General features: G+C 68.0%; 13 protein-coding genes. 8 read left to right on the forward strand and 5 right to left on the reverse strand.

Features of this window, described 5'->3' with window-relative positions:
* Positions 1-68 precede the first annotated feature (68 nt).
* Positions 69-629 (forward strand): hypothetical protein, encoded by a 561-nt coding sequence (locus AC0662_RS14080; RefSeq protein WP_452204656.1) that lies wholly within the window; start codon positions 69-71, stop codon positions 627-629.
* A 17-nt stretch (positions 630-646) separates the two neighbouring features.
* Here AC0662_RS14080 and AC0662_RS14085 read toward each other — a convergent pair whose 3' ends face one another.
* The 3 genes from AC0662_RS14085 to AC0662_RS14095 all read right to left on the reverse strand — a co-directional run bounded on the left by AC0662_RS14085 (position 647) and on the right by AC0662_RS14095 (position 3,198).
* On the reverse strand, positions 647-1,165 hold the full coding sequence (locus tag AC0662_RS14085; RefSeq protein WP_478300791.1) for a DUF6886 family protein: 519 nt from the start codon (positions 1,163-1,165) through the stop codon (positions 647-649).
* A gap of 48 nt (positions 1,166-1,213) precedes the next feature.
* Positions 1,214-2,122 carry a M23 family metallopeptidase gene (locus AC0662_RS14090; RefSeq protein WP_452204654.1) on the reverse strand — a complete coding sequence of 303 codons (909 nt, stop codon included), beginning with the start codon at positions 2,120-2,122 and terminating at the stop codon, positions 1,214-1,216.
* A 218-nt stretch (positions 2,123-2,340) separates the two neighbouring features.
* Positions 2,341-3,198, reverse strand: a complete 858-nt coding sequence (locus AC0662_RS14095; RefSeq protein ID WP_478300794.1) for an esterase/lipase family protein — start codon at positions 3,196-3,198, stop codon at positions 2,341-2,343.
* Positions 3,199-3,330: 132 nt separating this feature from the next.
* Here AC0662_RS14095 and AC0662_RS14100 point away from each other — a divergent pair, with 132 nt between their 5' ends.
* The 5 genes from AC0662_RS14100 (at position 3,331) to AC0662_RS14120 (ending at position 7,754) form a co-directional block, all read left to right on the forward strand.
* Positions 3,331-3,750 carry a coenzyme B12-dependent isobutyryl CoA mutase small subunit gene (locus tag AC0662_RS14100; protein ID WP_452204652.1) on the forward strand — a complete coding sequence of 140 codons (420 nt, stop codon included), beginning with the start codon at positions 3,331-3,333 and terminating at the stop codon, positions 3,748-3,750.
* A 552-nt stretch (positions 3,751-4,302) separates the two neighbouring features.
* On the forward strand, positions 4,303-5,571 hold the full coding sequence (locus AC0662_RS14105) for an ABC transporter substrate-binding protein (RefSeq protein WP_452204651.1): 1,269 nt from the start codon (positions 4,303-4,305) through the stop codon (positions 5,569-5,571).
* Positions 5,572-5,671: 100 nt separating this feature from the next.
* Entirely contained in the window at positions 5,672-6,724 is a 1,053-nt protein-coding gene (locus AC0662_RS14110) for a carbohydrate ABC transporter permease (protein ID WP_452204650.1), read from the forward strand.
* Entirely contained in the window at positions 6,724-7,584 is an 861-nt protein-coding gene (locus AC0662_RS14115; RefSeq protein WP_478300797.1) for a carbohydrate ABC transporter permease, read from the forward strand. The genes AC0662_RS14110 and AC0662_RS14115 overlap by 1 nt, the downstream gene beginning before the upstream one ends.
* Positions 7,581-7,754: a hypothetical protein gene (locus tag AC0662_RS14120; protein WP_478300799.1), complete on the forward strand. Its 174-nt coding sequence runs from the start codon at positions 7,581-7,583 to the stop codon at positions 7,752-7,754. The genes AC0662_RS14115 and AC0662_RS14120 overlap by 4 nt, the downstream gene beginning before the upstream one ends.
* A 60-nt stretch (positions 7,755-7,814) precedes the next feature.
* Here the strand turns inward: AC0662_RS14120 and AC0662_RS14125 are convergent, their stop codons facing one another.
* Positions 7,815-9,476: a glycoside hydrolase family 13 protein gene (locus tag AC0662_RS14125; RefSeq protein ID WP_478300801.1), complete on the reverse strand. Its 1,662-nt coding sequence runs from the start codon at positions 9,474-9,476 to the stop codon at positions 7,815-7,817.
* Positions 9,477-9,603: 127 nt separating this feature from the next.
* Between AC0662_RS14125 and sucC the strand changes: the two genes are divergently transcribed.
* Together sucC and sucD are read left to right on the forward strand one after the other, a co-directional pair.
* The gene (gene sucC / locus AC0662_RS14130; protein ID WP_478300803.1) at positions 9,604-10,776 is read left to right on the forward strand and encodes an ADP-forming succinate--CoA ligase subunit beta; all 1,173 of its coding nucleotides are present in this window, start codon (positions 9,604-9,606) and stop codon (positions 10,774-10,776) included.
* A 14-nt stretch (positions 10,777-10,790) separates the two neighbouring features.
* Positions 10,791-11,681, forward strand: coding sequence for a succinate--CoA ligase subunit alpha (gene sucD / locus AC0662_RS14135; protein ID WP_452200734.1), 891 nt, complete (start codon positions 10,791-10,793; stop codon positions 11,679-11,681).
* A gap of 60 nt (positions 11,682-11,741) precedes the next feature.
* Here the strand turns inward: sucD and AC0662_RS14140 are convergent, their stop codons facing one another.
* Complete coding sequence (locus AC0662_RS14140) at positions 11,742-13,076, reverse strand: hypothetical protein (protein WP_452200735.1); 1,335 nt, start codon at positions 13,074-13,076, stop codon at positions 11,742-11,744.
* Between the last annotated feature and the right edge of the window lie 131 nt (positions 13,077-13,207).

A 13,207-nucleotide genomic window follows, 5' to 3' on the forward strand; every position in this document is an offset into this window, starting at 1 on the left:
GCGTTGCATCTGGCCCGGAGATTGAGACAATCAAGCATCTTCGGCCCCTCTAAGGGAAGCGCCCGCTCATGTCCAAGTCGTCGGCCAGCAACCGCCGGATCATCCTGGCGGGAGCGAATCCTGGCCTCCGGCTGTTCGACGAGCGGGGCAAAGTCACGGCGTACGCCTCGATCTGGATGGTCGACTGGTCGATCCGGGGCTCCGGGACCGCGGTCGTGCTCTGGTTCGACGGGATCGTCCGGGTGGTGTCCGAGGACGTCGACCTGGCGTCCTGGCTGGAGCGGTACTTCGTGCGCTCGTTCCTCGAGGTCCAGGGGCTGCCGTGGCACGAGCCGGCCGTCGAGCGGGACCTGGTGCAGGTCTCGATGAACCTCGCCAACGGGCTGACCGCGAAGGCCGCCGACATCCAGATCGAGATGAGCGGAGTGCTGGACCGGCGGTTGTTCGCGACCGACAACTTCCAGCTCGCCGACGGCAACCACAGTTTGAGCCTGGTGATCGCGCCGGTCCGGTCCGCGACGGTCTCGATCGGCGGCGCCTCGGTGCCGGGCTTCGTCCAGGTCGACGGCTCACCCGACAAACCCGGCTCATCCGCGTTCCTCACCACCGCCGAGGTCTGGCAGCGCTGAGCGCTCCGCGATGGCTGTTATGGCCTGGCGTTGCGGAGGCGGATGCCGCTCCACTCGAGGCTGCTGGCGACGGTCTCGGCCCAGAAGTCGTGGAGCCGCGGTAGGACCCGCAACTGGATTCCGGCCTCGTCGTGCAACGCGAACAGGTCGCCGACACGCTCCGGCGGGCCGAGCGGCCGCACCTCGGTAGTAGCGACGTACGCCGCGTCGTGCTCGACGAAGTCGGCGGCCGGCAGCCGGTAGGCGTACAGCTCGACCGAGCGCATCGCGTCCAACCAGCCGTACTCGACGGCGTGGACGCGGGTGCCGGAGCCGACGCCGATGATCCGCTCGCGGTCCTCGGGAGTCGTCGAGGGGCCCACCCACGCCATCGCGCGGGGGCACTGCCTCGGGAACCAGTAGTCCGGGGCCCGGTCGTAGCCGACGGCCCAGACGTACGCCGTTGCCTGCAGCGCCGTCTTCGCGACGTGCGGCCGGAAGATCTCGATGGTCGGGTCTTCGGAGAAGTGCAGAACCTCACCAGTTGCCGGACGCATGCGCCGCAGCTTAGCCGCGCAGGTGTGTGGTGCTGAAAGGGTTTTGGGTCAGCCCGCGGTGTACGGGTCCAAGCCGCAGTGGTTGCGCAGCCAGGGCGCCGGGTCGATCGGCTCGCCGCCGTCCGGCCGGACCTCGAAGTGCAGGTGCGGGCCGGTGGTGTTGCCGGTCATCCCGACGGCGCCGACCTGGTCACCGGCGTACACGGTCTCGCCGACCGACACGCTGAACTTCGACATGTGGTTGTACCAGGTGACGGTGCCGTCCTCGTGCCGGACCTGAACCTGGCGGCCGTACGGGCCGGCCCAGTCGGCGAAGATCACGACGCCCTTCTGTACGGCGCCGATCTTGGTGCCGATCGGGGCGGCGAAGTCGAGGCCGGTGTGGTTGTGCGCCCAGCGGTTGCCGCCCTGACCGAAGGTCGCGGTGATGTGGTACCCGGTCAGCATGATTTCGCAGCGGGTGGCCGACTCACGGGCCTTCTTCTCGGCCAGTTCGGCCTTGGCCTTCGCGACGGCCAGCGCGTTCGCGCGCTTCGCGGTGAGGGCCTGGGTGGCGGTCAGCTTCGCGGCGCGGGCCTTGGCCAGCTGCGCGGCAGCGGACTGCTTCTTGGTGGTGCTCGCCGGGTCGGCCAGCTGGACCCGGGAGGAGTCCCGGGTGGCGAGCTGGCGCGCCTGGATCCGTGCCGTGGTGATGCCGGACAGCTGTTGCCCACTGTCCAGGCTGAGCGCGGCGAGGTTCACCGCGGAGTTCGCCTGGGTCGGTGACGACAGGGCACTGTGGCTGAAGCCGACAGCTCCGGCGGCTGCGGCGAGCGCAGCGGTCAGTCCGACGATCTGGGTGCTGCTGGGGGTATTACGCCTGGCAACGCGATGCTTGGCACTGCGACGTCCTGCGCCGGTCTTGCGCGCAGCATTGCCGGGCGTGACGCGGTCTCCCGCGGCACGGTGCTGGGACACAACGTGGCCTTTCGGTCACAGGGGAGGGGCTTGAGGAAGAGCTAGGGAGGCTCGTCCCGTCCCCTCGGAGGGTTTATTCCCCGGGAGGACTCACAGACCATAACGGAAGGGTCACGGGGTGACAAACCCATCTGGGTAGTTTTCCGGCGCGCCTTCACGAAACTTTTGCATGAGCGGCTGCACGTGCATCGGCCGCGAGCGCCGAGAAGCCTGCGCAGTCAGGCAGTTTTGGGCTGTTCGTCCCAATCCGCCAGGACGCCGGTGATCTTGTGCACGACCTCGCCATGGAACGGCAACGACAGGTGGCCCACGCCGTGGATGCGGACGTTGTTCGCGAGCAGGTCCGGGTGCCGGATCCGGGCGCGCCGCTGCGGAACGATCAACTGGTCGACATCGCTGTAGAACGCGAGGAAGCGGGTCCGGCAGTCCGGCGCCGGCTCAGCCAGCTCGGTCATCAGCTCGCTGTCCGGCCGGACCTGCTTGACCAGGGGCCAGGGCAACAACTTGGCCGCGACCGTCCCCTGGTGCGGCGTCCCGAGGGTCACGCAGGTGTGCACCCGCGCGTCGCCGCCGAGCCGCTGGACGTAGTACCGCGCGATCAACCCACCGAGGCTGTGCCCGATGACGTGGATCTGGTCCGACCCTGACGCCTCACAGATCGCTTCGATCTCCTCTCCCATCCGCTCGGCGGTACGCCGTACGTCCAGCGTCAACGGTGAGTACGAGAAGGTGTGGATGCTGCTGAAGCCGCGACGGACCAGGTGGCGGCGCATCAGCGTGAAGATCGTGTGGTTGTCGATGATCCCGTGCGCGAGCAGGATCGGCGTACCGGCGGCGCGGACGTCGCTGACCAGCAGGCCGCGCTGGGCCGGGCCGAGGCCGGCCAGGTTCAGGCGGGGCAGTGCGCCGGAGCCGGGGGCCTTGCCGAGGACGCCGAGCGGGTACATCGCCAGGTGGGTCGTCAGCCAGCCGATCTCGACGGCTGCCCCGTGCAACACGCTGGGTGAGAGCGCGGAGCGGGCGCCGTACGCGAGTCCGTCCAGCGCGCCGCGGACTTCGTCCTGCCAGGAACTCATGGCGGCTCCTCACCAAACCAGACCCCCCGGTGGTCCGATCTCCTTCCAAAGTAACCGCTTCCGGTTCCGCGTGTCGGGGAACACACGCCTCCGTGTCTTATCCGTGAGGTTCGCAGCGGTTAGCCTGCCCACATGCCTGCTACGAGTCCGCTGCGCGTTGTCGTCGCCAAACCCGGTCTGGACGGACACGACCGCGGTGCCAAGGTCGTCGCCCGTGCCCTGCGGGACGCCGGCATGGAGGTCATCTACACCGGGCTGCACCAGACGCCGGAGCAGATCGTCGAGACCGCGATCGCCGAGGACGCCGACGCTATCGGCCTGTCGGTGCTGTCCGGCGCGCACATGACGCTGTTCAAGCGGGTGCGCGAGCTGCTGGTGGAGCGGGACGCGGAGGACATCGTGGTGTTCGGCGGCGGGATCATCCCGGACGCCGACCTGCAGCCGCTGGCCGAGTTGGGCGTGCACAAGATCTTCACTCCGGGTGCCACCACGACCGAGATCGTCGAGTGGGTCCGGGGCCACGTCGGCGACGCCTCGGCCTCACCTGCCTGACCCGTTAGGGCATGTCTGACGACCCAGCACCTACTGCGCGGCACTCGGTGCGGCACCTCGCTGCACGGGAGCAAAGGCCACGATGCTCCGCATCGAGACCTTCGCTCCCGCGCGCCGAGCTACCGCACCGAGCACCTGCTCGCTACGGCGCGGGATTGGGAGACACGCCCTAGCGGAGCCCCGGATCCGCTCCGGAGCGTGATGGCGACTGCCCGGAGTCGATCTGAACAGTCCTGCCCGTTTCAGTCAGGTTACTAATCGGTAATACCGAATCGTTAGGAAATGCCCGGTTGTGCGGGCTTCCCAAACGCGGTCGCATACAGCCATGCGGTTGTCCGTTTCAGAGACCGTCGAGCTGGGGTGTGTGTGGCTCAGAACACATCACCCCGTTCTCGGTTACTGTCCGGACAGGGCGGATCGCAGTGCGGTGGGGGTCTGCGAACTGCTGGCGCAGGACCCAAGCGATGTCCCAAATCGGGAGAGGGCAGGTAAACGATGAGGTTTGAACGATCACACGCACGCAGGACGGCTTTCGTAGCCGTCGCAGGCAGCTTGGCGCTGCTCGCCACCGCGTGTGGTAGTGGCGACAGCGGAAGCAGCAGCGGCGGGGGCAGCAGCGCGGCAGGGGCACTCGAGGGCCGGGGGCCGATCACCTTCGCCACCGGTAAGGACACGTCGGGCTTCCTGCCGAAGCAGCTTGCTGCCTGGAACTCGTCACACCCGAACGAGAAGGTCGAGCTGAAGGAACTGCCCGAGGACGCTGACGCGCAGCGCCAGCAGATGGTTCAGAACGCGCAGGCCAAGTCCGACGCGTTCACGGTGCTGAACATGGACGTCGTCTGGACGTCGGAGTTCGCCGCGAACCAGTGGATCACCCAGATCCCCGAGGACAAGGTGCCCGACCTGGGCAAGCTGATCCCGGCGACCGTCGAGACCGCGAAGTACCGCGACAAGCTCTACGGTGTCCCGATCACCTCCGACGGCGGTCTGCTCTACTACCGCAAGGACCTGCTGACCAAGGCCGGCGTCACCGAGCCGCCGAAGACCTGGGACGAGATGCTCGCCGCCTGCCAGAAGGTGGCCGCGCTGCCCGAGGCCAAGGGCATGAGCTGCTACTCGGGCCAGTTCGAGAAGTACGAGGGCCTCACGGTCAACTTCTCCGAGGCCGTCAACTCCGCCGGCGGCGAGATCGTCGGCAAGGACGGCAAGCCGAACGTCAACACCCCGGAGGCCAAGGCCGGTCTCGAGGAGCTGGTGAACGGGTTCAAGACCGGCGCCATCCCGAAGGCCGCGATCACCTACAAGGAGGAGGAGTCCCGCCGCGCGTTCCAGGACGGCAAGCTGCTCTTCCTGCGCAACTGGCCGTACGTGTACTCCCTGGCGAACAAGACCGACGGCTCGTCGAAGATCGCCGGCAAGTTCGCGGTCGCGCCGCTGCCGGGTAAGTCCGGTCCGGGCGTCTCCTCGCTCGGTGGTCACGACTACGCGATCAGCTCGTACGCCAAGAACAAGGCGACTGCGATCGACTTCATCAACTTCATGGCGAGCGAGGCCCGCCAGAAGGCGAATATCGAGGCGACCTCGCAGGCTCCGACCTGGCAGTCGCTGTACGACGACCCGACGCTGTCCAAGCAGTTCCCGTACCTCGCGCCGCTGAAGGCGTCGATCCTCGGTGCGCAGCCGCGCCCGAAGGTGGTCAAGTACGGCGACGTCACGGCTGCCATCCAGGCCGCGGCGTACGACTCGCTGAACGGCACGGTGGCGCCGGACAAGGCGCTGGCCGACCTGCAGACCAAGCTGCAGTCGATCATCACGCAATGACCGTCGTGCCGGGGCCGGTGAGTGGAGAAGTACTGACCACGCACCGGCCCCGGCCAGTCCCTGCCCGGGTTCCTGCTCGGGAAGTCAAAAGGAGTCTCAGGTGACTGCAAATGCGCCGGTCGTCGATCGACCGGCCAAGAAAGAGAAGCACCCGACGAGTTTCAACGAGGGCACCGGCCGGCTGGCCGCGATCCTGCTCTCGCCGACGTTGCTCGTGCTCGCCGTGGTGGTGCTGTTCCCGATCATCGCGGCATTGCGCGAATCTCTGTTCCAGAGCGGCCAGCACCTCGACGCGAACGGGTTCGTCGTCCAGGGATCGACGTTCGTCGGTCTGCAGAACTACACCGACATCTTCAAGGGTGATACCGGACACCGGTTCTGGAACGCCTTCTGGAACACGACGTTCTTCACGGTCGTCTGCGTCATCCTGGAAACCATCCTCGGCGTCGCGATGGCGCTGATCATGCACAAGGCCTTCAAGGGCCGCGGCATCGTCCGGGCCAGCATCCTGGTCCCGTGGGCGATTCCGACCGTCATCTCGGCGCTGCTGTGGAAGTGGATCTTCCAGGCCGACGGTATCGCCAACGCCCTGCTCGGCACTCAGGTGCTGTGGTCGACGGAGGGCTGGCAGTCGAAGTTCTCCGTGGTGATCGCGGACACCTGGAAGACCGCACCGTTCATCGGCCTTCTGGTCCTGGCCGGGCTGCAGACCATCCCGGCCGAGGTCTACGAGGCCGCCAAGGTGGACGGGGCGAACGCATGGCAGGCCTTCCTGCGGATCACGATGCCGCTGGTGAAGCCGGCGCTGCTGGTGGCAGTGTTGTTCCGGATCCTCGACACGCTGCGGATCTTCGACCTTCCGTTCGTGCTCGTGGGCGCGCACAAGGACTCGGTCGAGACGCTCTCGATGCTCGCCTACGACGAAGCGTCCAATGTCAGATACGGACCAGCGGCCGCCTACGCGACAGTGCTGTTCGTGTACGTCGCGGTGGTGGCTTACCTCTTCGTGAAGATCCTCGGCGCCGACGTGATCGGTGAGGCCCGGGCCAGGAAGAGCGGAGGCCGCCGGAAGAAGGGTGGCGGCTCGGGGACCAAGGCCGCGCGGGCCGCGGTCGCCGTGGGTGCCGCTCCCGGTACAGGAGGAAACGTCTGATGGCCACCGACATCCCGCAGGTTCGGGCCGGCGAGAACGCCGCGCTCAAGCGCTGGCTGCCGTTGCTCGGCGTCGCGATCATCGTGATCTACTGCCTGGCGCCGTTCTACTGGATGGTCGTGTCGGCGTTCCGCCGGCCGTCCGACCAGTTCTCGAACAAGTGGATCCCGGCACCGTTCTCGATGCAGAACTTCAAGGACGTGTTCAGCGGTGACAACGGCTTCGGGCGGGGTCTGCTGAACAGCCTGATCGTGGCCGGGTCGGTGACGATCCTGACGCTGATCATCGGCATGGTAGCGGCGTACACGCTGGCGCGGCTGGACTTCAAGTTCAAGAACGTCGTGCTGGCGATCATCATCACCACGTCGATGTTCCCGGGCATCTCGCTGGTGGTGCCGCTGCTGAAGCTGTTCGTCAACATCGGCTGGATCAACACCTACCAGGCGATGATCGTGCCCAGCCTGTCGTTCGCACTGCCGCTGGCGGTGTGGAACCTGACCGCGTTCTTCCGGCAGATGCCGCAGGAGCTCGAGCAGGCGGCGATGGTGGACGGCTGTACGCCGGCCCAGGCGTTCCGCAAGATCATCATCCCGTTGGCGGCGCCCGGTGTGTTCACCACCGCGATCATCACGTTCATCGCGGCCTGGAACGAGTTCCTGATCGCGCTGAGCATGACCAACAAGAAGTCGATCCAGACGGCGAACGTGATCATCTCGCAGTTCACCGGTACGACGGGCCGTGACCAACCCTTCGGCAGCCAGATGGCCGCCGGTGTGATCGTCACGATCCCGCTCGTGATCGCCGTCCTGCTGTTCCAGCGCCGGATCGTCGCAGGCCTCACGGCAGGTGGCGTGAAGTGAGCCTGTTCCGCCGCCAGCAGGAGGACCGCGACCGGCGCGACCGGGACCGGCGCGATCGCGACGACCGCGACCGCCGGGACCGGGACCGCCGCGACCAGGACGACCGCGACCGGCGGGACCAGGCGGACCGCGATCGTCGCGACCGCGAGGATCGCTTGCGGTACCGCTAGAAACACCGCAGTACAAGGAAACGGCCGGAGCCTTCGCTCCGGCCGTTTCGCTTGGTCAGGTCAGCTTTCGAGCCAGACGGTCGCGTCGACGGGGAGTTCGTCGCCGTCGAGGGGCTCGCTGGCGACCAGGATCCGCTGGTGCGGCGGGAGGGTGACCGGGGCGTCGCTCACGTTGACCACGCAGCGGAAGCCGGGGTCGCGGGTGAAGGACAGGACTCCCTCGGGCGCCTCCTGGTCCCACGCGAGGCGGCCTTCGCCGAGCGCCGGGTGCTCGCGGCGGATCCGGAGCGCCGCCTTGTACAGAGCGAGGTGGCTGTCGGGCTTTCCGGCCTGCGCCTCCGCGGTCAGGCCCGACCAGTCGGCGGGCTGCGGCAGCCAGGGCTGACCGGTGCCCGGGCCGAACCCGTACGGCGGCTCGGAGCCGGACCACGGGATCGGGACCCGGCAACCGTCGCGGCCGCGGACCGTATGACCCGAGCGCTCCCAGGTCGGGTCGTCGAGCACGTCCTCGGGCAGGTCCTCGACCTCGGGCAGCCCGAGCTCGTCACCCTGATAGACGTACGCGCCACCGGGCAGCGCCAGCTCCAGCAGCACGGCGGCCCGCGCCCGGCGCAACCCGAGCTCCACATCCGTCGGTACGACGCCCGCGCCCTCCAGCGCGTCCCGCCGGGCCCGGCCGTACCGGGTGCGGTGCCGGATCGTGTCGTGGTTGCTCAGCACCCAGGTCGCCGGCGCCCCGACCGCCCACAGGTTCTCCGTGGTGTGGTCGATGACCTCGCGCAGCTCCTTCGCGTCCCACGCGCAGCGCAGCGCGTCGAAGTTGAACGCCGAGTGCAGCTCGTTCGGCCGCACGTACTGCGCCAGCCGCTCTGCCGGCGACAACCAGGCTTCCGCGACGAACACCCGGGGACCCTGCGGCGTGTCGGCGTACTCGTCGGCGATCGCCCGCCAGCGCTGGTGGATGGTGTGGACCCCCGGCTGGTCGTAGAACGGGTTCCCGACGTACTTCTCCTTCGTCGGCTGACCGTTCTCCAGCGGTACGTCGGGAAGCGTCGCGTCCTTCGCCATCGAGTCGGCCACGTCGATCCGGAACCCGTCCACGCCACGGTCGAACCAGAACCGCAGGATCGCGTCGAACTCCTCGATCACCTTCGGGTGGTCCCAGTTCCAGTCCGGCTGGGAGATGTCGAACAGGTGCAGGTACCACTGGCCGTCGTCGATCTGCTGCCAGGCCGGGCCACCGAACGCGGCCGGCCAGTTCGTCGGCGGCTTGCCGTCCTCGGAGTCGCGGAACCAGAACAGGTCGCGCTCCGGAGAGCCCTTACCCGCCGCCAGCGCCGCCTTGAACCACGGGTGTTCCCAGGAGCAGTGGTTCGGCACCAGGTCGATCAGAATCCGCAGACCGAGCGCGTGCGCCTCGGCGATCAGCGCGTCGGCGTCGGCCAGCGTGCCGAACTCCGGATTGATGTCGCGGTAGTCGGCGACGTCGTAGCCGCCGTCGAGCAGCGGGGACGGGTACCACGGGCTGATCCAGATCGCGTCCACGCCGAGGTCGGCGAGGTACTCCAGGCGGGCGCGGATACCGTTCACGTCGCCCGTTCCGTCTCCGTCGGCGTCGGCGAAGGAGCGCGGGTACACCTGGTAGACGACGGCGGAACGCCACCAGTCGTCAGCTGGTCTGCTCCCCGGAACGGGTACGGCGTCAGGCTGGGAATCGGTCATGCGGACAAGCGTCGCACGACGCCGCGAGAGCCTGTGACAGTCGTCTCAGGGAGTACCCCGGCTGTTGCTCTCGGCTCAGGGGTGGCTAGTGTCAGGAATCCGTACCGGCGAGAGAGGGACCACACTCGTGGATCTGATGGAATTCCAGGCGAAGACGGTCTTCGCCAAGCACGGGGTGCGGACGACCGTGGGTGCGGTTGTCACGACTCCGGAGGAAGCCCGCGCGGCAGCCGAGAAAATCGGCGGCCGGGTGGTCGTGAAGGCCCAGGTGAAGACCGGTGGCCGCGGGAAGGCCGGCGGCGTCAAGCTGGCGAGCAGCCCCGACGAGGCGGAGGAGAAGGCCCGCGAGATCCTCGGGCTGGACATCAAGGGCCACGTCGTCAAGATCCTGAACATCGTCCCGGCCGCGGCGATCGCGGAGGAGTACTACTTCTCCTTCCTGGTCGACCGGGCGAACCGCAACTACCTCTGCATCGCCTCCGCCGCCGGCGGCATGGAGATCGAGGAGGTCGCGCACACGAACCCGGACGCGGTCGCGCAGATCTCGATCGACCCGGCCACCGGTGTGGACGAGGCGAAGGCCCGGGAGATCGCCGAAGCAGCGAAGTACCCGGCCGACGTGATCGACGCCGTGGTCCCGGAGATCGTCAAGCTGTACGAGGTCTTCCTCAGCGAGGACGCGTCGCTGGTCGAGGTGAACCCGCTGGTCAAGCTCGAGGACGGCAACGTCGAGGCGCTGGACGGCAAGGTCACGCTGGACGAGAACGCCGACTTCCGGCACCCGGACCACGCCGAGTTCGAGGACGTCTCGGCGGCCGACCCGCTGGAGGCCGCTGCCAAGGCCAAGGGCCTGAACTACGTGAAGCTCGACGGTTCCGTCGGCATCATCGGCAACGGCGCGGGCCTGGTCATGTCGACCCTCGACGTGGTGGCCTACGCGGGCGAGGAGTTCGGCGGCCAGAAGCCCGCGAACTTCCTGGACATCGGTGGTGGCGCGAGCGCCGAGGTGATGGCGAACGGCCTGGAGATCATCATCTCCGACCAGCAGGTGAAGAGCGTGTTCGTGAACGTCTTCGGCGGCATCACCGCCTGCGACGCGGTCGCGAACGGCATCGTGCAGGCGTTCGAGCTGCTGTCGAGCCGGGGCGAGGCCGTCACCAAGCCGATGGTCGTCCGGCTGGACGGCAACAACGCCGAGGAGGGCCGCCGGATCCTCGACGAGGCCGGGCTGGCCGGTCTGGAGCGGGTCGACACGATGGACGGCGCCGCCAAGCGCGCCGCCGAGCTGGCTGCGAAGTAAGGGATCGCCGAACAATGTCTATCTTCCTGACCAAGGACAGCAAGGTCATCGTCCAGGGCATGACCGGCTCCGAGGGCACCAAGCACACCACCCGGATGCTTGCCTCGGGCACCAACATCGTCGGCGGCGTGAACCCGCGCAAGGCGGGCCAGAGCCAGGACTTCGACGGTAAGGCCGTGCCGGTCTTCGGCACCGTCGCGGACGCCGTCAAGGAGACCGGCGCGAACGTGTCGGTCATCTTCGTCCCGCCGAAGTTCACCAAGGACGCCGTACTGGAGGCCGTCGAGGCCGAGGTGCCGCTGGTCGTGGTGATCACCGAGGGCGTGCCGGTGCACGACACCGCCGCGTTCTTCGCCGCCGCGCAGGCGTCCGGCAAGACCCGGATCATCGGGCCGAACTGCCCGGGCATCATCACCCCGGGGTCGTCGAACGCGGGCATCATCCCGGCCGACATCGCCGGCCAGGGCCGGATCGGTCTGGTGTCGAAGTCCGGCACGCTGACCTACCAGATGATGTACGAGCTGCGGGACTTCGGGTTCTCCACCGCGATCGGTATCGGTGGTGACCCGATCATCGGGACCACGCACATCGACGCGCTGCAGGCGTTCCAGGACGACCCGGACACCGATGCGATCGTGATGATCGGTGAAATCGGTGGTGACGCCGAGGAGCGGGCGGCCGCGTTCATCAAGGCGAACGTGACCAAGCCGGTCGTCGGGTACGTCGCGGGCTTCACCGCGCCGGAGGGCAAGACCATGGGTCACGCGGGCGCGATCGTGTCCGGCTCGTCCGGCACGGCGGCCGCGAAGCAGGACGCCCTCGAGGCCGTCGGCGTGAAGGTCGGCAAGACGCCGTCCGAGACCGCCAACCTGATGCGCGAGATCATGCAGGGCCTGAGCAAGTAACTGCCCGGGTAACAGAAAGCGGGACCTGCCCCTCGGGGCGGGTCCCGCTTTCTGCTTGTCCTACTTGTACGCCGCTGAGCGGTCGGCCGCGCGGGACAGCGTCTCGTTGAAGGCGTCGTCGGTCAGGTCCAGTTCCTTCAGCACCGGGAACAGCACGTACACCGCCCGGTTTCCGGCCCCGGCGACCCCGATCCGGTAGACGAACTTCTTCCCGTCCCCGGTGTCGTACGTCGCCTTCCAGCTCTTGCCCTTGATGGTGCCGGTCTGGACCGTGCCGGTCGACTCGACCTTGGCGTTCGAGACGTTCTTCCCGCAGGCGTCGATGTTCTTCCGCACCTGGCTGACGAAGTCCGACGCGGCCGCCGGGGTGGCGAACGTGGCCACCGTGTCGTCGAGCCCGAACTCGGTCGGCACCTTGGCGTCCGGCGTCACGTAGGTGACGGTGCCGAACTTGGTCGCCTTCGCCTTCTTGAAGTCGAGCTTCTCGCAGCCGGTGCCGGCGGTGGTCTTCGCGGTGGCGCTCACCCACGTCTTGTTGATCTCGGTCAGCAGCGGCAGGTCGACCGAGGCCATGAATCCAGGAGTGTCGACGTTCGGCAGCAGCGCCGGTTTCGCGAGCGGGGCGGCGGTCGAGCAGCCGCCGGTCTGGGCGCAGATCTTCTTGGTCGCGGCGCTGGTCGCGGCCAGTACGGCGTCCGGCCGCGGCGGCGTCTTCGCCAGCGTGTCGTGCTCGATCACCATCGTCGCCTGCCCGGCGAGCGTGACCGAGACGGTCTTGTACTTCGTCGTCTTCGCGCCGGGCACCGACCCGAACACGGCGATTACGCCGGCCTGGCCGACGCCCGTGGTCACGTAACCGGCCGACAACCGGGTCTGCGGGGTGTTGCACTGGCTCAACCAGTGCACGACCGCGGCGTACGTCTTGGCGGCGGTGGGTTTGTCGTTCGAGACGTCGACGTACTGGACCGCGGTGTCCTTGGTGGTCGCGTTCTGGAAGGTGCGCACCCAGGTGCGCAGACCGGACGGGTCGGCGAACCGCTGCGGCTGGCAGACGAACGCGGTGTCCGGGGCGGAGTCGGCGTCCGCGGTCTTGGCGACCGCCCAGGCGCCGGTGGCGCCGAGCGCCTTCGCGCCGGTGACGTCGAGCAGCGCCTTGTCGTCGGCCAGCACGGGGGATTCGGTCGGCTTGTCGTCCGACGGCCCCTTGCCGACCTTCGGTCCGGGAGACTTGTCGCCGCCGAACGCGTTCAGGGCAGCGACACCGCCGCCGCCGACCAGCACCACGACCGCGACCCCTGCGGCGATCGTCTGGTTCCGCTTGCGCGCCTGCTGCCGACGCGCTTCCCGGGCAGCGGCGCGACCGCCGCCGCGCTGTGCACGGTGGGAACCGGCCAAAGCTCGACCTCCTGACTGATTCCACCCGACAGTACCCGGTGGACCCATGCCGCTCCCATTCCGCAACCACCAGGCGAACACGAGTGAACACCGGTGAACTGAGCGTGAGCGAGCGGGCTGAAGTCTCCCAC

Source organism: Kribbella sp. NPDC043289 (assembly GCF_056436705.1).